Here is an 18579-nt window from a genome sequence, read left to right as displayed (position 1 = left end):
TTCAAGAGTGATTGACAGCGCATTTTTCGCGTAGTTGTACTGATGCTGCAGATCCTACTGAGCACCAGAAAGCCAGACTGCGTGAAAGCAGGACCGGCAGACCGTCTCCCATCACTTCAGACGGGCAACTGGACTATGCTATGTCACATCGTCATCAATGCTGACCGTTTTCTCTAGAGAAATGCCGAACTGGGCAATTCGATCACGAATTTTCCCTCGCGTGATCCCCAGAATCTCCGCGGCACGAGTCTGGTTGCCACCCGTCTCATTTAAGATCCGCGTGAGGAGGTAGCGTTCCATCGTTTCGAGAGTTTCGCTGTAGAGATCTGTTGAATTCGCGACCAATCGCTCATCCACAAAGAGACGCAAGTCAGAAAGAGGAAGCGTATCACCCGTTTCTGAGATTTCCGGGTCTGCGGATGACACAATTGTGACATCTGCAGCAGTCTCGCCCAAGAGTTCTCCTGGCAGAAACGAGGGGATAATGATCGGACTGGTGCTGTTCAAGAGGGACTGTCGGATCACACTTTGTAATTCACGCACATTTCCAGGCCACCGATATTGCATCATCAAGTCGAGCGCTTCGGAAGAGACCCCCTCGGTTTCCGTACGCCCCATCTCATAGCATGCCGCATTCAGATAATGCTCAACCAGTAAAGCAATATCTTTACCACGTTCGCGTAATGGTGGTAATGAAATAGTCATGCCATTCAGTCGATAAAACAGGTCTTCGCGAAACGAACCGTCTTTCACCATCTCTTCCAGGTTACGGTTTGTCGCCGCTATGATCCGTACGTCTGTTTCTATGGTTTTGTTTCCGCCAACGCGTTCGAATTTCTGCTCCTGTAACAGACGCAGTACTTTCCCTTGGGTCAATTGTGACATATCGCCGACTTCATCGAGAAACAACGTACCTCCGTTACATTGTTCGAATTTTCCGATTCTTTGTTTATCGGCTCCAGTGAAAGCCCCCTTTTCGTAGCCAAACAGTTCGCTTTCCAGCAGTGTCTCGGTCAGTGCAGCACAATTGACCGCCATGAAACATTCGTTCGATCGGGGACTATGTTGATAGATGGCTCGCGCGACAAGTTCCTTGCCTGTTCCACTTTCTCCCCGAATCAGAACGTTCACATTTTGTGCTGCGACGCGTCCGATTGACTTGAATACTTCCAGCATCTGTGGACTGCGTCCCACAAACTGATCCCCGTTTTCAGGCTTTACATCGCCCACAGGCAATGCAACGGGAATGTTCATCAACCTGCGGGTTTCGATTGCTTTTTGCGTTAAAGCATTGAGCTTCGGAAGATCCAGTGGCTTGGCCAGATAGTCAAATGCCCCTAACTGCATGGCTTCGATAGCCACATTACTTTCACTTGACGAGGTAATGAAAACAACCGGCAATCGACGGTCAAGATTCTGAATTTCACGAAAGACATCCAGTCCTGAAACCGTTGGCAACATGATGTCAAGCAGAACCACTTCGGGCGATTCGCTTCGGATTGCCTCTAGCCCTTCGTCAGCTGCTCCTGCAGAGATGACATCCACATTTACTTTTTCAAGCGATCGCCGCACCATTTCGCGGATTGTACGATCGTCATCAATTACCAATGCTTTGGGCATGTTTCAGAAGTTCCCAGTTTCTTTTAGATTTTCATTTCGTCTGCTGCCTCGCGAGCAGGCACATTTTATCACCGGATTCTCTCGTTGAACAGAATCAAGGTGCGCATCTTTTGCTTATTATACACCAGTCACCCCTGTTTCAAACTCTTTAATCCGATCCACGTCAGTTGATCTTTTTGAGGAATTTGCCTGACTCTTAAAATAAATCTGTCCCGGCGCTGATGGAATTAACTTTTAAATTCCATGACTTAATGGATTGACTGTATATCCGTCTGCGTTAAACTGAATGATAGATTCCAAGCTCTCGATTCGTGAAGAAAAGGGAGATAACAGGCCTATGAAAGCCCTGTGGAGCACGTTTTTGTGCGCCACAGGGCTTTTTTTATACCCGGACAAAACTCCTGTTTCTGCTGGGTGATCGTCAATCAGTCCGGTTTATCAGCCGTCGATCATCTAACAGCCTGACGACAGATGAGGATGTCGGTAATCAATTTTGAAAAATTATCTGGAACAAGCAAATCATTATATTACAACGAGAAAACTGCATGGGAACGCATAAATCCAGTGACCCTCAACAGGCTGCGACTGCGAATGGCACACGATCTGCATTTCGTCTTCAGACAGAAAAAGGAAAGGAGACATTTATGTTTCGCAGTACAAAAGAACTTAACGGTTATAAGATTCTTGCCACTGATGGAGAATGTGGAACCGTATAAGATATTCTATTCGACGATGAATCAACTATCGCACGTTACATTGTCGTCAACACAGGCGGATGGCTGACCGGGAGACAGGTTTTAATTTCTCCCGTAGCCATCGATCAGCCAGATTTTGATTCCCAAAAGCTTCCTACTGTTCTCACTAAGGCAAATATTGAAGAATCGCCGGCCATTGAAGCCGATTATCCGGTATCTCGACAATATGAATCAGCGTTGGCGTCATTTTATAATTGGCCCATGTATTGGGGGTCTGCGGCTTCCTCTGTTCTCAGACGCCAGACAACATCAGCGGAAGTGGCGACGCAAGTCAAGGAGAATGCAGGCGACCTCCACTTACGTAGTGCCCGAGAAGTGACTGGATATCAGATTCAGTGCATGGAAGGTCCCCTGGGGCATATCGAAGACTTAATTGTTGACACAGAGAGTTGGTCTTTACGGTATCTCATTATCGACACAAAAGACTGGTTGCCTACAAGCAAAAAAGTCATTATTGCGTTCGACTGGATTACCCATTTCACATGGGAAGACCGAAAAGCCCACGTCGATTTGCCCCAGGAACAGGTGAAAAATGCGCCCCATTATGATTCTCGGTTACCCGTGAATCGTGCTTATGAAACACAGCTTTACGACTTTTATGGTCGTCCCTCTTATTGGTAAGAGAGCTCCAAAGTTGTCTACCAGCACCTAAGCTTCAAGAGTCAACACAACTACAGGTGTTATCGCATCGGACTCTCCATGCGCTGACATAAAATCCGACTCGTAAAATAGAAAAGGAACAACCCCATGAAAAAATATATTGAAATGCTGTCAATTCCATTTGTCGCATTGGCCTTGCTGCTGACAGCATCATTCACACTCACTGGATGCGATAACAAGGAAAAAGTGCTGGATGTCGAAACGCCCGGCGGAGAGATTGAAATTGAACGTGATAAAGATTCTGGCGCAGTCGGAGTCGAAGTAGACAAAAAATAAGTTCAAACAGGTTTCATGTCTAAACCTGATAACAAGTCGGTTGTTTCTAGAACTGACGTATAAATGTGATCGAACTTACTATCAATTTAATATGAAGGAGAACGAAAATGAACAGTGATCAATTTGAAGGAAAATGGAAACAGATTAAAGGTCAAGCAAAACAGAAATGGGGTGAATTGACCGATGACGAACTTGATCAGATCGATGGAAAGCGTGAAGAACTGATCGGCAAGATCCAGGAACGATATGGGATCGAAAAAGAGGAAGCCTCTAAGCAGGTTTCTCAGTTTGAAGAGACCTGTCATTGCTAATATTTATACAGCTGAAATGCTGTAGTATGAAGCAGATCATCTCTGAAAACACGATCTACATAGCAGCCAGCTCGACAGAGTGAGGCTCTGGCGCTGTGGGCTGTATTTGATACAGTTCACAGCGTTTTTGACATTAATTCGAGAAATTCGACCAACTACTCGCCCTCAACTATTTCAAAAGCTCCTTCTGCATTAATGATCGATTGTGCGATCTCAATTAACCTCATGCGTTTGCTACTCGCCAGTTTTTGAAGCTGTTTGAACGTGTCTCCTTCATTCAGACCAGTGGCTTTCATCAAAATCCCTTTAGCACGTTCGATGATTTTTCGATCCGTCAGGGCGGCACGTAGATCCTGATTCTCCTTGCGGAGTTCGGAAAATTCTTGACCACGACGATACACCAGAAGAATCGTTGGGCCGAGATCAACCATCCGAATCGGTTCGACAAGCCAGGCCATGATGTGATCGAGGGCCGCTGTTTCCACGAGTTCCAGATCTGTTTTCGGAGTTACAATAATTCCTGGGACAGGTCGGTCTTTACTAACCAGTGTAAGTGCCCGGATCCCATCCACATCCGGCATGTGCACCCCACTAATGACGATATCAGGCTGTTTTTTCTGACAGGCATCAACAATGCCTTCTCCGGAAGAAATAGACCCCAGAATTTGATGCCCCAGTTTTTGAACACCGTTCTCAATTGTAACACGTGTGTCAGGATCGCTATGTGCGATCAGAACCTCCAGGGATTCCATTACCATCTTCGCTCAATCTCACTTTGTATTGTGTAGTACTTTTTAGAACATTTATAGTTACTATTAGACCAAATCATTTTTGAGTGCACCATATCTGAATAAACAATATTTGACGAAATATACTATCTAAAACGATGGATATCGGTTTGCTTGACGAGCAGTAAACATAAAAATAAAACAATACGATCTCTGAATTGCTGTCAGAGTTGAAACAAGTCAATTAAGATTGTTCTTGAACCGGTTTACTGGTCTTCCTGCCTAAGGAATCCTGAATTACAGGTTAGTGAGCCCCTTCCGACCTGAACCTCATATCAGAGAGTGAATTCTTCAATGAAAAAAGTCCTATTGATCATCATTGATGCATTGGCGACACGCGTTGTTTCACCAGCATTACAAAATGGAATGTTGCCGAATATTCAAAAGCTGGTTGACCAGGGCATCCTGTGCCCGGAATGTACGTCGATATTCCCCTCGATTACTCCCGCTGCCACGTGCTCGATTGTGACAGGCGGGTATCCGTTCGAACATGGAATTTCCGGTGCTTACTGGTATGATACCGAAAAAGACGAAGTCGCTTATTTTGGGTCTGATTTACCTGCAATCATGAACGAAGGAATGGAGCACTACATCAATGATTTTCAAATCAGACTAAATATGGAACGGTTGCGAATTCCCACAATTTTCGAACGAATTGAACAGCACGGGGCACTGTCTGACGCAGTCGTTAATTTCATGTGGTACCGGGGTACTGTAGAGCATGAGATCACCACTCCTACCCTGTTGAATTTAACTCCCGGCATTTCCCTGGTGCCAAGCATGCGCGGCCCGCACACCATGTTTCTCGGTGACTTTGTTTCAACGCCGCTTTACGGAACTAAGCCCTCTGCACGAGGAGGCTTACCGAGACGATTTGGTTTTCATGATGAAGCTACTGCCGACTACCTGCTGGCGATGGCAGAACAAAATTGCCTGCCGGACTTTACACTGGCTTATTTTCCCAATAACGATTTTGACAGCCATGCAGAAGGACCAGAGAACGCCGTTTCTACTCTGCAAGAAGTAGACGCCCACCTGGGGCGAGTCTTTGAAATGCAAGGAGGAATTGAGAAGTTTCTGGATGAGTTTGCCATTTTAATCACAGGAGATCATTCACAATCTGACCTGGATGAAAATCCCCGAATCGATTTGAATCAAGTCCTTGAGCGATTCCCAGTTGTCGAAGCTGGAAAACCCTGGCAGGGTAACGAAGACATGAAGGTTTGCCCGAACATGCGATCGGCTCAGATTTATATGAAACCGGAACTCTGGGATCGTCGCAGTGAAGTCATTGAATGCCTGATGGAATGCCCTGATATCGACCAGATCATCTGGTGTGATGATGAGAATGGTTTAAATGGAACCGGTGAATCTTCTTTTCACGTTCAGACAGCCGACCGGGGCCGGCTCGACTTTAAGCCGGGAGTGAATCAGAAGGAGAACGCTGTTGATTGCTACAACGCCTGCTGGAACTGGAAGGGAGATCTAACCGCCATTGATGCGAAAGTTACTCCTGATGGTAAACTCGAATATGGTGATTACCCGAACGCTTTCGAGCGAATTGCTACAAGCTTCTCTGAAATCACAGGCAACATCTGGGTCACAGCACGGCTAGGTAAAGAATTCTGCCTGCCTGACCTCAAGTGCAATCCCGCGGGATCACATGGTTCATTACATCAACTCGATTCAACGGCCCCACTGATTGCGGCCGGCTTGCCCGCTGATTTCGAACTTCCGGATTCACCCAGAATTGTCGATATTACTCCGATTTGTATGCAGCTTCTCGACCTCGCACCACCACGCCTGCCTGGATCAAGCGCGATATTAAATCCTTTGAACGAGGATTTGTAAACTTAGCCAGAAAGAAGCCGTGCTACCGGCTGGAGAAATTTGAAATGGTCGCAAGAGATTTTGATCATTCCGATCAGGGGGACAGATAGCAAGATCCCGCCGATGCCCCAGACCCAGCCCCAAAAGATAATACAAATAAAAACTAATGCCGGATTCAGCTTCAGCGATCTTCCCAAAATCATTGGCGTGATCACATTTCCTTCCAGTGTGTTGATACCGAGATAGATCAGTGGCCCAATGATTGCTTCCACAGGGGTCTGAAGATAAACCACGCCAATTAAAAATGTTACAGAGGCACCGACAAAAGCGCCGACAAACGGAATGAAATTCAATGTTGCAACCATGATCCCCAACAGAAAAGGGTCGGGAAGTCCCAACAGGCCGAGCACTGTCCCCACCACAATTCCAAGCACGATATTGATCGTGGTTATGGTCAGCAAATAACGAGAGATTCCCTGTTCCACATTACGAATCATCGTGACAAAACCCCGTTTGTCCTTTAACGTCGGCATCAATTCCACAACCGAGTTTAAAGTACGATGTCCCATCGCCAGGAGTAAATATACCAGTACGACTGTAATGGTGGCTCCTGCCAGAAAGTTGACGGTAGAACTCAAAAGATAGCTCGTCACCGGAGGCTGTTGAACCGAGACCTTGACGACATCATCTCTTTTTCCTCCCGCTGCAATATCGGATACGCGTTCGGATGCCTTATCGATCTTGTCAACCGGGTCTATGATGAAACGTAATTTTTGTTCTGCTTTGCGAAAAGTCTCAGGAGCATCGGCGAGCCAGTCAGAAACAGGGTCTGCCAGAAACGTACCTGCAAACGTAATCGTCAAACTTAACACAAGCACAACGGCTGCAGCCGCAATTGATTCAGAAATCAGCTTCGGTTTCGACAGGAATCGCACAACAGGTGCTAACAGGAAAAACAGAACGATGGCAAGCGCGATCGGTATCAGAATCGAACGCGCGAAGTAAAGGGCATGCACAATTGCCAAAGTAGCCAGAATCGCCAGAGAGACCCGCCCGTGAGAATGCTTTGTCAGCTTTTCACTGAGCCCAGATTCCGGCAGGCAATCATCTGCTGCAGTTTGAATGTTGTCTGATTTCGGCTCTGAATCCAGTTCCGAACCCACATCATCATCAGCTTGCTTCTGAGAATCATCGAGCGGCTTCTCTCGAGATGAAATGGATGGGGACACAGCGAATCTCCTCTAATTTCGATACGATGATGACGAGTACAAGTAAAGAGACAGGACGTATTTTCTACGTCCCTGCCTCGCAGCTGAACTTACCAGGGCTTTAATTTCCAACCTACGATGAACCCCACACCAAAACACCATAAGGCAGCAGTGCCAGGGTTTTGACGCGCATAGCTCGTGACATAATCTACGATATCGTCAACAGGCTGCAATTGATCACAATCTTGATGTTGTGTAGCTGAATCTGCTGAAGCTTGTCTTCTGGTAGAAGTCGCATTTTGTTTTGATGGCGTAACTTTCATAGTCATGAGATCATTCCTTTCGGTTTAAATGATGCAATTTCTGGATTATTCTGTTCAGGAGCGTGATGAGCGGTAATGATGTTTCTCGGACAATATTTTCTTGATCCATTGGATATTACTTTTGAGTTCTGTACGTGACCGTTTCAGTAGTCCCAGACTCTTTCCCAGACCTTTCCAGGCAAAGAAAAAAAGAGCAGTTGCAATCAGTAATCCGCATAGCGCAACCGTGAAGAAACTTGCTGCCAGGCTCAGATCTGAGACTGTGCTCAACCACCACGAGATACCAGTCAGCAAGACGGGACAGGCTCCCATTACAAGACCGCCCCCTAGAAACAGCAGGATCATTGGGTAAAAAGATTCCCGCACTGCATCACGAGTGTCAACGGTGAGCAATTCGATCTGCAGTTCACTGAGAGAAATCAGGTCTGCTCCCAAGTCGCCTAAGTGGCCTCTCATATCAGTTTTGTTTTCTGCTCTATTGCAGTCGTTTGAATTTATCATCGTTTCACCCAACACCCCATCACGACTCCGGCGATCAAGCTGAGATTGACAACCAGACTGGGATGGCTCGTGATTTGTTCTCTGAGACATGGCTCCCAATCTTCTGTGGGAGGTAAGAAGTCAGGCTCAGACTCAGGCTTTGCTGATGAATCGCGCTGCTCTTGTAACTGACCGAGTATTTTATATGCTTCGTGGATTTTATATCGCATCATGTCCTCTTTCCTCAGCTTCAGTGAATCATGAAGCTGATGCTGTCACTTCCTCTTGCCAATCTGCCTCTATACCAGTTTGTGTCGCGTTATTCTGGTCCATACCTGAAGCCAGCTTTTGGACCAATTGTGCTGTAACTGCTCTCAAAGCAAGTCCGGAAAGAAATGTCACTGCTGTTTTCACGGCTCCCGGCTTATCGTCTTCGCTTGATTTACTTTCAATGACCAGCTTATTTTTGCGAGCTAACTTTTCCAGCGTTTTTGTATCCGGACTTTGTATCTGTAATTTGCGGGGAACAACGATGTAACCAATGGCCGCTGCCAGTCCCACACACGTCCAGGGATAATTTCTGACATAGTAGCGCCAGTCAGTCAGCTGTGATGCACTTTGCTTTACTTGATCAAAATCGTGATCTAAATCTCGACGGATCAACTGCATCGATCGTTGAATCTGCTCAGCTCGGTCAATTTTTGTCTGAATCACCACACCTACGCCCTCTGCCCTATCCAAGATTTCCAGCCACCATCGAAGAATCCACACATCCATTGCTGCAACACAATCAAATTGAATTGATCAGGAGCGGAAGTGTTTCATTAACGAAGCAGGAGCAATCTCACGAAGCGAATTCTTCACATGGTTTCCAATTTTTTCTGTCAACACTTCATCATGTGGCAGATATTTTGAAGATCCCCGGAAGATGGTTCCCAGAATCAGCCCGGTACCAATCCCGACTCCCAAACCAATCAACACGGATTGCGCGGGCTTCTCTTTGATGTATTGACTCAGCTTTGCCTTTTCCTGTTTGACTACATCTTGATTAGAAACTGGCTGAGGCGACTGAGTGGAACGATGCTCGACATCTTCTAATTGATCAATCATTTCCCTATCCTTCTTTCATTTCTTGAGGTAATCCATTCACGTCAACAGACCTCTCTTAGCGACGCCAGACCAGACTCACGATCACACCAGCAATCAAACCTGTCCCAAATGCAACAGCGACTGACTCAACAGGGTTTTTCTGAACGGTTTGTTCTGCCTGACGATAACCATCCTGGACCGATTCCTGGACGCGACCGTATTGTTCTTTCGCGACATCAGAAGCATGTGAAAATTGCTGTTTCGTTTTATTGACTGCCTCGTGAATATTATCGCCAAACTCTTCTGAGAAGGACGAAGCAGACTGGGATAGATTTCTCACAATGGAGTCCAATTCGGTTTCGATCGTCTGGCGTGTTTCTCCTGTTTTCTGCTGAATCTTGCCAACAAGTTGATCGGTTTTACCTTCGACTTCATCGAGATCATCTGAAGTCAGCTCGCCCCAGCGTTCTTCGATTCGACCGCGTATTTCATTCCAGTGACCGCGTAGTTCTTCCCGAGTGGCCATAACATTCTCCTTTATAAATCATTTCTTAATGCGTTCGCTAAACATCAGCTTTCTACATGGAACTTCTGAAAATGCAATTGACGTGCCAGTTTGAAAATTCGCTGAATTCCGGCCGGAGGGTAAGGCAAAACAAAATCGCAATTCATTCTGTAAATGCAGGCCGGATTCAATGAAATTTCTTTATTCGAAAGAACAGCTACAACCGGCCCAGAGAATAGAAAGCAAATTCGAAGTCGGTCGCCAGCAAGCCAGAGTGGTTTGATTTCGCGCAGAATATGATGTGTGAATGTTCAAGACGAGAATCCAATCCTGAAACCAACTCACAACAATAAGCGCTCTGATAGAAATTACATTCCGTTCTCTAGTTTTAGAAAATGACATAACCTCTTCTCCAGAAATAGTTTAACCGGAAGTATTTCCACACGGGTGTCGCCATTCCAGCACATTGCCCCTATCGGGAATGTGATATGCATTGAATTTACACATTCAGAACAGTGAATGTCTGACCGCGTCACAACTTCCTTTGTGAACAACATGCTTTCGGCACACTCACTGAGACCGATGCAACAAAATACAGGGAACAGGAGCAGCACAATGACAGGAAAGATGGATTGCTATGGCTTGACACAGACCGGCTCCAAACAGCTCCAAAACCAAGATCAATTCCTGATTGCTGACCTGGAGAAATCCATGCGGATTCATTTGAGTAGCTTAAGCCTGGATAACCATTCCAGAGTGTTTGGAAACTCTCAAGCGAAACTGTTAATGGTCGCTGAGGGCACTGGTAATCCAGAAACCGGCGATTTAGCCAGTCGTCTGGCGACCGATAGCATCACGCGTTATTTTCTGAATAACATGCCTTGGTTTCTCCAGTGGGATGAAGAATCAGATGATGACATGTGCGATGCGCTGATCAATGCGTTTGAGCAATGCCAGCAACGAATGGAATCCGACGTCCAGGAACATCCGGAGCGTGCAGGGATGGGAGCATCGTTAACATTGGCTTACATGGTCTGGCCACAATTGTATGTCGTGCATACCGGCCATACTCGCTGTTTCCTTTACAGACAATCGAACCTTCATCAACTTACCAGAGACCATAGCCTGGCAGAGCGACTGGTAACCAATGGAACCTTAGAGGCTGATGAAGTTCCGGAAATCTGGAAAAATTTATTATTAAATTCAATTGGAGGGGACGGCGACAGTGTGCTTAATCCTGATATCTGTAAAATGCAAATACAAATGGGAGATGCTTTGCTGTTATGTACAGACGGATTGACAAAGCACGTTCCGGACTCGGTAATCTCCGAGATATTAGGACAGGATACGATGGCCAACGATACCTGTGTCAGCTTGCTGAATGAAGTGAAAGACCGTGGAGGCACTGACAATACGACCGTCGTTGTAGCCCGTTTTCTCGATCTTGGTGACCAGGACGTGGCGATGATTGACTCACTGGATGTCGAAACTGGAAACACTCAGCCTACACCCAAAGCTAAAATATTGAAACCCAAACAAAAACCGATCGCTGGAAAACGCAATGGGTGAACACGCCATACTGTCTCTCGCATCAATTCTACTTGCAGGTATGTTTTGTCAGTGGATCGCCTGGCGGGTCAAACTGCCGGCGATTCTTTTCCTGCTACCGATGGGTATCCTGGCCGGCTCGGTATCGGATTTACTGCAGCCAGATCAATTATTTGGCGATCTGCTGTTTCCCTTTGTATCACTAGCCGTTGCCGTCATTCTTTTTGAAGGCAGCTTGACTCTCAAATTTAAGGACATCCCGGGGCTAGAGCGTGTGATCCGCAATATGATCACTCTGGGAGTGTTGATTTCCTGGTTTGTAATCACACTGGCAACACGAATGCTAATTGGTTTTTCCTGGGAAGTCTCTTTCCTGTTTGGAGCCCTGATGGTTGTGACAGGCCCTACGGTCATCATGCCACTCCTACGGACGATGCGACCAAAAGAAAATGTTGCCAATATTTTACAGTGGGAGGGAATTCTGATCGATCCCATTGGGGCAATTCTGGCGGTGCTGGTTTTTCAATTTATCATTTCAGAGGGAACTGACGAAGGTTTTGCAGCCGGTCTGATTGTCTTCGGTAAGATATTACTCAGCGGAGTCTTATTTGGAGTCGCCGGCGGTTATTGTTTCGGATCTCTCATCAAAAAATATTGGATTCCGCAATACCTCCATAATTTTGCAGCACTAGCTTTTGTCTGTACGATCTTTGCCGTCTCCAACATGTTGGCGACAGAATCAGGTTTACTGGCAGTCACAGTCATGGGAATCTGGCTGACTAATATGAAAGGCATCGATTTAGATGACATTCTGAACTTCAAGGAAAGTCTCAGTATTTTGCTGGTCTCCATGCTGTTTATCATATTAGCTGCGCGATTAAATCTATCGAATTTTATTGATCTGGGCTGGCCAGCGCTGGGGATCTTTTTATTGATTCAATTTTTCGTTCGCCCTTTGAGTGTTCATATTTGTGCTCTGGGATCAAAGCTGAGCATGTCAGAGCGCCATTTGCTGTCATGGATTGCCCCGCGTGGGATCGTCGCTGCCGCGATTTCCGCACTCTTCGCAATTAAACTTGAATCAACAGGGTACCCGGAAGCAGTACAAATGGTCCCCCTTACCTTTCTGGTCATTATTGGAACTGTCCTGCTGCAAAGTGCGACAGCCAGACCTCTGGCCAGAATCTTAAAAGTCGCAGAACCAGAGCCGAAAGGGTTTCTGATCATCGGGGCGAATTCTGTCACTCAAACGATCGCTCTGGAATTGAACAAAAATGGATTTCGAACTTTATTGACCGACCAAAACTGGTCAGCCGTCACGGAAGCAAAGCTCAAGGGATTATCTGCGTACTGGGGAAATCCTGTCTCGGAACACGCTGAACGACATCTCAACCTGATTGGAATTGGCAATCTTCTGGCCATGTCTCCGCACCTGGAATTGAATGCCTTAGCTGCACAATACTTTCGATTGGAATTCCCACCAAAATGCATCTTCACCATCCGAAATCATCAGCCAGAAACGGGCCCCGCAGATGAGAAATCCATTTTTAAATTTGGAGGGCGTTTTCTTTTTGACGAGACCATTACCTATGAAGACCTGGAAGAACGATTGAATCAAGGTGCGGAAATTAAAACCACAGTACTGACGGAAGAGTTTTCCTACGAAGATTATCTCAAAAAACTGGGAGAAGAGCGATTAATGCTGTTTGCCATTGATCCGAATGATCAGATTCATGTCTTTACTGCTGAGCCCGAATTCCAGCCAAAAGCGAATTGGAAAATTATGGGACTCACTCCACACACAATGACGCAATCAGAAGCAACACAGACTTAAGCTAATCTGGGCGACTTATCACTGCGAAGACAGGAAGACCGCTCTCTCCACATCGCAAAGTTAATTGGAGACCCAAATTACGCTCTGAGTATTCATTCCTGCCAGAGCTCATTTTCTGCTTGACTTAATCAGAGTTCACGCACCATAGCGAGTTCTGCCAGGGATGATTTTCTCGTTCACAACAATGGGCCTTGTTTTTAACGAAGAAATAATCCAAACTCTATCTTATCATGTCGGGATTATAGGATCTTGGAGAAAGACGATGATTGGTAGACTTCTGGCCCAGATTGATCGCCCGCTGTTTTTTCATCGCTCGTCAATCGGTCTTTTTTTGTGCTCGATTCTTTTCTGCATCGCAGTGGCATCCAGATCACAAGCCTCGGAAAGTGTCCCTGTTTTCTATGAAACCTCATCCCGGAAGATCATCGAAGCCAAATGTGTCCGTTGCCATAATCCCAATATGAAAAAGGCGGGACTTGACCTGAGCACAGCGCAGGGAATTCTCAAGGGCAGTGAATCGGGGCGGATCGTGCAGGCGGGAGATCCGGAGGCAAGCCTGCTGTTTCAGATGATCGAAGCAGAAGAAATGCCACCAGATGAGAAAGATCGCCTCAATCAAAATCAAATAGAATCACTCCGTCTCTGGATCGCCAATGGCGCGAAGTTTCGCGAAGCCATTTCATCTGCACCTGCGGTCACCCAGCATGATATTATCCCCCTGCTCTATTTGCGTTGCGTCGCCTGTCATGGTGGCCGTCGACAGGAAGCGGGCCTTGATTTAAGAACCAGAGAGTCTATCCTGAAAGGGGGAAAATCGGGACCAATAGTGATTCCGGGAAAACCGGAAGAAAGCATCCTGATCCAGAAAATCAAGTCGGGCGAGATGCCACCTCGACGGAAGCTGGTTTCCGTCAGTGTGAAACCGATGGGAGCGAACGAGCTGGAGTTGCTTTCCCAATGGATCAGACTCAAGCTGCCGGAGTTGAAAGAGAATACGAACGCAGAAACGAGGCTGGCTGATTCACTGGTGTCGGACAAAGATCGAGAATTCTGGTCGTTCCAACCTCCTGCAAAAGTTCAGCCCCCTCAAGTGAAACATACTGACCAGATCAAAAACCCGATTGATGCATTTATTCTGAAAAAACTGGAAACACAAGGGCTCTTTTTTTCACCCACAGCAGAAAAACGCATCTTAATTCGCCGCTTGTATTTTGACCTGACCGGTCTACCGCCAACGCCCGACGAAATCGATCAGTTTCTCAATGATCCTGATCCACTCGCGTATGAAAAACTAGTCGATCGTTTATTGGCATCGCGCCGCTATGGGGAACGCTGGGCGCGGCACTGGTTGGATGTCGCCGGATATGCTGACTCCGAAGGAGCTCAAAACCAGGATAAAGTGCGACCGCACATGTACCGCTACCGCGATTATGTCATTCGTGCTTTCAATCTGGACAAACCCTATTCCCGTTTTCTGACGGAACAGATCGCCGGTGATGAACTCGTCGATTATCAATCGCAGGAAATCTCTCAAGAAGCGTATGACTGCCTGGTCGCGACTGGTTTTCTGAGAACTGCGCCAGATCGCACCTTTGCCAATATCACCAACTTTGTACCGGATCGGCTGGAAGTCATTTCCGATGAAATGGACATTCTGGGATCAGCGGTGATGGGACTGACGCTAAAGTGTGCTCGATGTCATTCGCATAAATTTGATCCCATTCCACAACGGGACTATTACCGTCTGACGGCGATTTTTAAGGAAGCGTACGATGAACATGACTGGCTGAAGTCACAAGGGGCACGTACGCTCCCCCATGTCATGCCTGAAGAACGCCGTCATTATGAGAATCATGAAAAACAATTGACGGCACAAGTAAATCAAACCAGGCAAGCGTTAAAAGATCTCACCGCCAAAACACTGAAAGTGCAACGGGAGAAAAAAATTCAAGTGTTGCCTGACACAGATCGAAAACAGATCTTGATTGCGTTTTCGAATGATCCGTCTTCACATACGGCTGAGCAGACGAAGCTGTTAAAAAAACACGAACAACTGATCAATATTGCCCCGGACGAGTTGAAGAAGCTCGATCCCGAATATCAACAGAAAACAGAGGAATTACAGACTCAAATCAAAACTCTGGAAGCGAAACGAATGTCAGAACCCCGGATTCGTGCCCTGTGGTCGCGTGGGTCCCCTTCACCCTCTTATATTTTGAAGCGTGGCAATTATCTGACTCCCGGTCGTCCTGTGAGTCCTGGTGTGCCTGCGGTTCTCACAAAAAACAATCCATCATTTATGCTTTCTAATTCAAACCCAAAAGGGAAGCCGGTTGGGCGGCGTCTGGCCTTTGCCCGGTGGTTAACCCAGCCAAATCACCCCTTAACAGCACGCGTGATCGTTAATCGAATCTGGTTGCATCATTTCGGTAAAGGTATTGTCAATACGCCGGGTAATTTTGGTCATGCAGGCGAACGCCCTTCTCACCCGGAATTGCTGGATTGGATTGCGAATGAGTTTGTACGTCAAAACTGGAGCCTCAAAGCCCTGCATCGATTAATGGTCACATCGAATACCTATCGACAGAGTTCGAAGGTCAGCGAACGAGCTTTACGGCTTGACCCCGATGGACGTCTTCTATCGCGGATGCCACTCAAGCGAATGGAGGGGGAAGTTCTCAGAGATACGTTGCTCTATCTTTCGGGCCAACTGGATGAAACTCCCTTTGGGCCGGCTGATCCGGTTGAAGTTCGATCGGATGGTCTGGTGACGTCAAAACGCTCTGACCGTGGATGGCGCAGAAGCATCTATATACTCCAACGTCGCACACAAATTCCAACGCTGCTGGATAATTTCGACTATCCGCAAATGGGGCCCAATTGTCTGCGCCGGGGAGAATCGCTTGTCGCTCCACAGGCGCTGCATTTAATGAACGATCAAATGGTTCATCAGCTGGCAGTCCATTTTGCAGACCAGATTCGGAGTGAAGTGGGAACCGATCTGCTGGCGCAAGTCAAACAGATTTATCTGAAAGCATTTGGGCGCACTCCGACAGCAGAAGAGGAACAGATTGGCGTTGCCGCGCTGAAGCAACTGGCAGCGCAATGGCAAGAGACTAATAAACAGAAGAAAGAGAATACGGACAGCAATCAAAAATCGCTGGTGAATTATTCGCATGCGATCTTCAATCTGGCAGAGTTTCAATATATCGATTAATTAAAATAACGAGTCGTCACATGAAACAGGATCACTGCATTCAAAATCAAATACCGAGACGCAGTTTTTTTCAACAAGTCTCTACGGGGATTCAGGGGGCCGCATTGACCTGGCTGCTACAGCAGGATCTGTATGCCGAGTCAAAATCAAAACCCCACCCGGAAACGCCCTCATTTGGCCCGCAGAATCAACCGCGTGCGAAATCGGTCATCCATTTGTTTATGAATGGGGGACCGAGCCAGATGGATCTGTTTGATCCCAAGCCGTTACTCGATCAATTTCATGGTAAGCAGCACTTTGACAAAATCGCAGGGGAAGTCGAATTCCCAGAGCAAGCGGGCGCTTTGATGAGAAGCCCGTTCAAGTTTTCCCAACATGGTGAATCGGGAATGTGGGTTTCTGACGTCATGCCTCATCTGGCGACTCAGGTAGATGAACTCACCATGATTCGTTCGATGTATACCACCAACCTGACTCACGAACCCGCGCTCTACAAGATTCAATCGGGCAGTGAATTTCCGGGACACCCGGCTCTCGGCGCCTGGGTCTCGTATGGACTGGGAAGCGAAAACAAAAACCTGCCTGCTTACGTCGTTCTGGATGATCCCCTGGGACTGCCAGTCAATGGAATCGAGAACTGGCAGGCCGGTTTTCTGCCCGCACAACATCAGGGAACGCGATTTCGCGCGACAGGGTCTCCGGTATTGAACCTGAAGCCCGGTTATGATCAACCTGACGCCGTCTCCAAACTCGAACGTGACTTAATCACGCGTTTAGACAAAATCCATCAACGCAAGCATACGCACCATCATCAGTTGGAAGCGCGTCTATCGACTTACGCTCTGGCAGCACGGATGCAGATCGCCGCTTCGGATGCACTCGACCTTTCACAGGAGACAGCGGAAACACAAAAAATGTATGGCATCGGGCAGCCAGTCACCGAATCGTATGGTCGCAGATGCCTGATTGCCCGCAGACTGATTGAACGAGGCGTGCGATTCGTGCAGTTATTTATCAACAGTCAAATCTGGGATACTCACAGCGCGATCGCAACCAGCTTGAAAGATGCCTGTCAACGAACCGATCAACCGGTGGCTGCCTTGTTGAGAGATTTGAAACAACGTGGATTGTTAGACGAAACACTCGTCATGTGGGGTGGCGAAATGGGCCGCCTGCCAATCGCCCAACTCTCGGCAGATAAAGACGAACGCAAATCGGGCCGTGATCACAATAAAAATGCGCTCTGTACCTGGATGGCAGGCGGCGGCGTCAAGCGTGGACTGACCTGGGGGGAGACCGACGAATTGGGTTTTGCCGCTGTCAAAAATCGGGTCAGTGTGCCGGACTGGCACACCACGATGCTGCATCTTCTGGGAATAAACCACGAAGAACTCTTCATTCCCCGAAACGGTTTAAACGAACGCCTGACCGGCGTAGGCAACCACCCACGCGTAATCAAGGAAATTCTGGCTTAACAATTACAGCGCCATTTTTTGATGCGAAACGCTCAGTCGTTTAATTCAAACTTCAGATCAGTGACTTCTTCTCCTTCAGGAACTGAAGCCGTCAGTCCTGAGGTATCAGCCTTCGCATATTTTTCCGGAAGCAGATTTTTGGGAGGCGCCTCTACTTTCGGATTGGGATCATAGTTAGGATCATCTTCGGGCAGGGCCTGGCTCGTGTCTGTTGCTTCCAACTTGGAAATCATGACCGAATATTCTCCCGGCACAACACCATCAGTTCCTTCGAAAGTCCCCATTTGAAAAGCGCCTGCCGCATCAGTGCGTCCGTTTGCCGTTTGCCCCTCTGAACCAACAGGGCGAAATACAACGATCGCATCTTCAACTGGATTCCCCTGGTAGGTGACCACTCCAGAAACTGAGTTCCGTACCGGCCGCGTGTCTTCAGGGCCACCACAACCAGGCAACGAGACAACCAAAAATAATATCAGACAACGGGGAACTTTTGTAAATTGATTCCACAAACTATTTCGCATCACTGAACCCTCTTTGCCATTCTAAAATCAGCCCAGAATAAAACAAGAAAGTTAATTAACTTCCGAAGTCAAATAACCAAGTCGTAATTTCACTGTAGGACCTAATGAACATTAACTGAAAAAACAAGATTCTCTAAGT

19 protein-coding genes are annotated in these 18579 nt (G+C 47.1%); 9 read left to right on the top strand and 10 right to left on the bottom strand.

What is annotated here, in order from left to right:
- Positions 1-138: 138 nt before the first annotated feature.
- Positions 139-1620 carry a sigma-54-dependent transcriptional regulator gene (locus Enr17x_RS08565; protein WP_145307800.1) on the bottom strand — a complete coding sequence of 494 codons (1482 nt, stop codon included), beginning with the start codon at positions 1618-1620 and terminating at the stop codon, positions 139-141.
- A gap of 545 nt (positions 1621-2165) precedes the next feature.
- On the opposite strand from Enr17x_RS08565, the gene Enr17x_RS29515 reads away from it, so the two are divergent.
- The 4 genes from Enr17x_RS29515 (at position 2166) to Enr17x_RS08550 (ending at position 3622) form a co-directional block, all read left to right on the top strand.
- Positions 2166-2336, top strand: coding sequence for a hypothetical protein (locus Enr17x_RS29515; RefSeq protein WP_198001040.1), 171 nt, complete (start codon positions 2166-2168; stop codon positions 2334-2336).
- Between the two features lie 216 nt (positions 2337-2552).
- Entirely contained in the window at positions 2553-2996 is a 444-nt protein-coding gene (locus tag Enr17x_RS08560) for a PRC-barrel domain-containing protein (protein WP_145307798.1), read from the top strand.
- A 126-nt stretch (positions 2997-3122) separates the two neighbouring features.
- On the top strand, positions 3123-3311 hold the full coding sequence (locus Enr17x_RS08555; protein ID WP_145307796.1) for a hypothetical protein: 189 nt from the start codon (positions 3123-3125) through the stop codon (positions 3309-3311).
- Between the two features lie 107 nt (positions 3312-3418).
- Complete coding sequence (locus Enr17x_RS08550) at positions 3419-3622, top strand: CsbD family protein (protein ID WP_145307794.1); 204 nt, start codon at positions 3419-3421, stop codon at positions 3620-3622.
- Between the two features lie 155 nt (positions 3623-3777).
- On the opposite strand, the gene Enr17x_RS08545 is transcribed toward Enr17x_RS08550, so the two are convergent.
- Entirely contained in the window at positions 3778-4374 is a 597-nt protein-coding gene (locus tag Enr17x_RS08545; protein ID WP_198001039.1) for an ANTAR domain-containing response regulator, read from the bottom strand.
- A 330-nt stretch (positions 4375-4704) separates the two neighbouring features.
- On the opposite strand from Enr17x_RS08545, the gene Enr17x_RS08540 reads away from it, so the two are divergent.
- A complete protein-coding gene (locus Enr17x_RS08540) occupies positions 4705-6261 on the top strand; it encodes an alkaline phosphatase family protein (RefSeq protein WP_145307790.1) in 1557 nt (518 codons plus the stop codon).
- Positions 6262-6263: 2 nt separating this feature from the next.
- Here Enr17x_RS08540 and Enr17x_RS08535 read toward each other — a convergent pair whose 3' ends face one another.
- The 7 genes from Enr17x_RS08535 to Enr17x_RS08510 form a co-directional block, all read right to left on the bottom strand.
- A complete protein-coding gene (locus Enr17x_RS08535; protein WP_145307788.1) occupies positions 6264-7469 on the bottom strand; it encodes an AI-2E family transporter in 1206 nt (401 codons plus the stop codon).
- A gap of 89 nt (positions 7470-7558) precedes the next feature.
- Positions 7559-7777 carry a hypothetical protein gene (locus tag Enr17x_RS08530; protein WP_145307786.1) on the bottom strand — a complete coding sequence of 73 codons (219 nt, stop codon included), beginning with the start codon at positions 7775-7777 and terminating at the stop codon, positions 7559-7561.
- Positions 7778-7825: 48 nt separating this feature from the next.
- Positions 7826-8227 carry a phage holin family protein gene (locus Enr17x_RS08525; RefSeq protein ID WP_198001038.1) on the bottom strand — a complete coding sequence of 134 codons (402 nt, stop codon included), beginning with the start codon at positions 8225-8227 and terminating at the stop codon, positions 7826-7828.
- A gap of 41 nt (positions 8228-8268) precedes the next feature.
- On the bottom strand, positions 8269-8484 hold the full coding sequence (locus Enr17x_RS29510; protein WP_198001037.1) for a hypothetical protein: 216 nt from the start codon (positions 8482-8484) through the stop codon (positions 8269-8271).
- 25 nt (positions 8485-8509) lie between these two features.
- Positions 8510-8965 carry a hypothetical protein gene (locus Enr17x_RS08520; RefSeq protein WP_145307782.1) on the bottom strand — a complete coding sequence of 152 codons (456 nt, stop codon included), beginning with the start codon at positions 8963-8965 and terminating at the stop codon, positions 8510-8512.
- Positions 8966-9055: 90 nt separating this feature from the next.
- A complete protein-coding gene (locus Enr17x_RS08515) occupies positions 9056-9361 on the bottom strand; it encodes a hypothetical protein (RefSeq protein WP_145307780.1) in 306 nt (101 codons plus the stop codon).
- Positions 9362-9416: 55 nt separating this feature from the next.
- The gene (locus Enr17x_RS08510) at positions 9417-9866 is read right to left on the bottom strand and encodes a CsbD family protein (protein WP_145307778.1); all 450 of its coding nucleotides are present in this window, start codon (positions 9864-9866) and stop codon (positions 9417-9419) included.
- Between the two features lie 594 nt (positions 9867-10460).
- On the opposite strand from Enr17x_RS08510, the gene Enr17x_RS08505 reads away from it, so the two are divergent.
- From Enr17x_RS08505 to Enr17x_RS08485, 4 genes are all read left to right on the top strand, one after another.
- Entirely contained in the window at positions 10461-11414 is a 954-nt protein-coding gene (locus tag Enr17x_RS08505; RefSeq protein ID WP_198001036.1) for a PP2C family protein-serine/threonine phosphatase, read from the top strand.
- Complete coding sequence (locus Enr17x_RS08500) at positions 11407-13227, top strand: cation:proton antiporter (RefSeq protein WP_145307773.1); 1821 nt, start codon at positions 11407-11409, stop codon at positions 13225-13227. The genes Enr17x_RS08505 and Enr17x_RS08500 overlap by 8 nt, the downstream gene beginning before the upstream one ends.
- 262 nt (positions 13228-13489) lie before the next feature.
- On the top strand, positions 13490-16444 hold the full coding sequence (locus Enr17x_RS29970; RefSeq protein ID WP_232100988.1) for a PSD1 and planctomycete cytochrome C domain-containing protein: 2955 nt from the start codon (positions 13490-13492) through the stop codon (positions 16442-16444).
- A gap of 20 nt (positions 16445-16464) precedes the next feature.
- Positions 16465-17919, top strand: a complete 1455-nt coding sequence (locus Enr17x_RS08485) for a DUF1501 domain-containing protein (RefSeq protein ID WP_145307771.1) — start codon at positions 16465-16467, stop codon at positions 17917-17919.
- 32 nt (positions 17920-17951) lie between these two features.
- Here Enr17x_RS08485 and Enr17x_RS08480 read toward each other — a convergent pair whose 3' ends face one another.
- Positions 17952-18440 (bottom strand): carboxypeptidase-like regulatory domain-containing protein, encoded by a 489-nt coding sequence (locus Enr17x_RS08480; protein WP_145307770.1) that lies wholly within the window; start codon positions 18438-18440, stop codon positions 17952-17954.
- Positions 18441-18579: the final 139 nt, after the last annotated feature.

The sequence above is a fragment of the Gimesia fumaroli genome (assembly GCF_007754425.1).
Classification (GTDB): Bacteria; Planctomycetota; Planctomycetia; order Planctomycetales; family Planctomycetaceae; genus Gimesia; species Gimesia fumaroli.
Note: the sequence above shows the minus strand (reverse complement) of the source record. Positions and strands in the feature narration are given on the sequence as shown.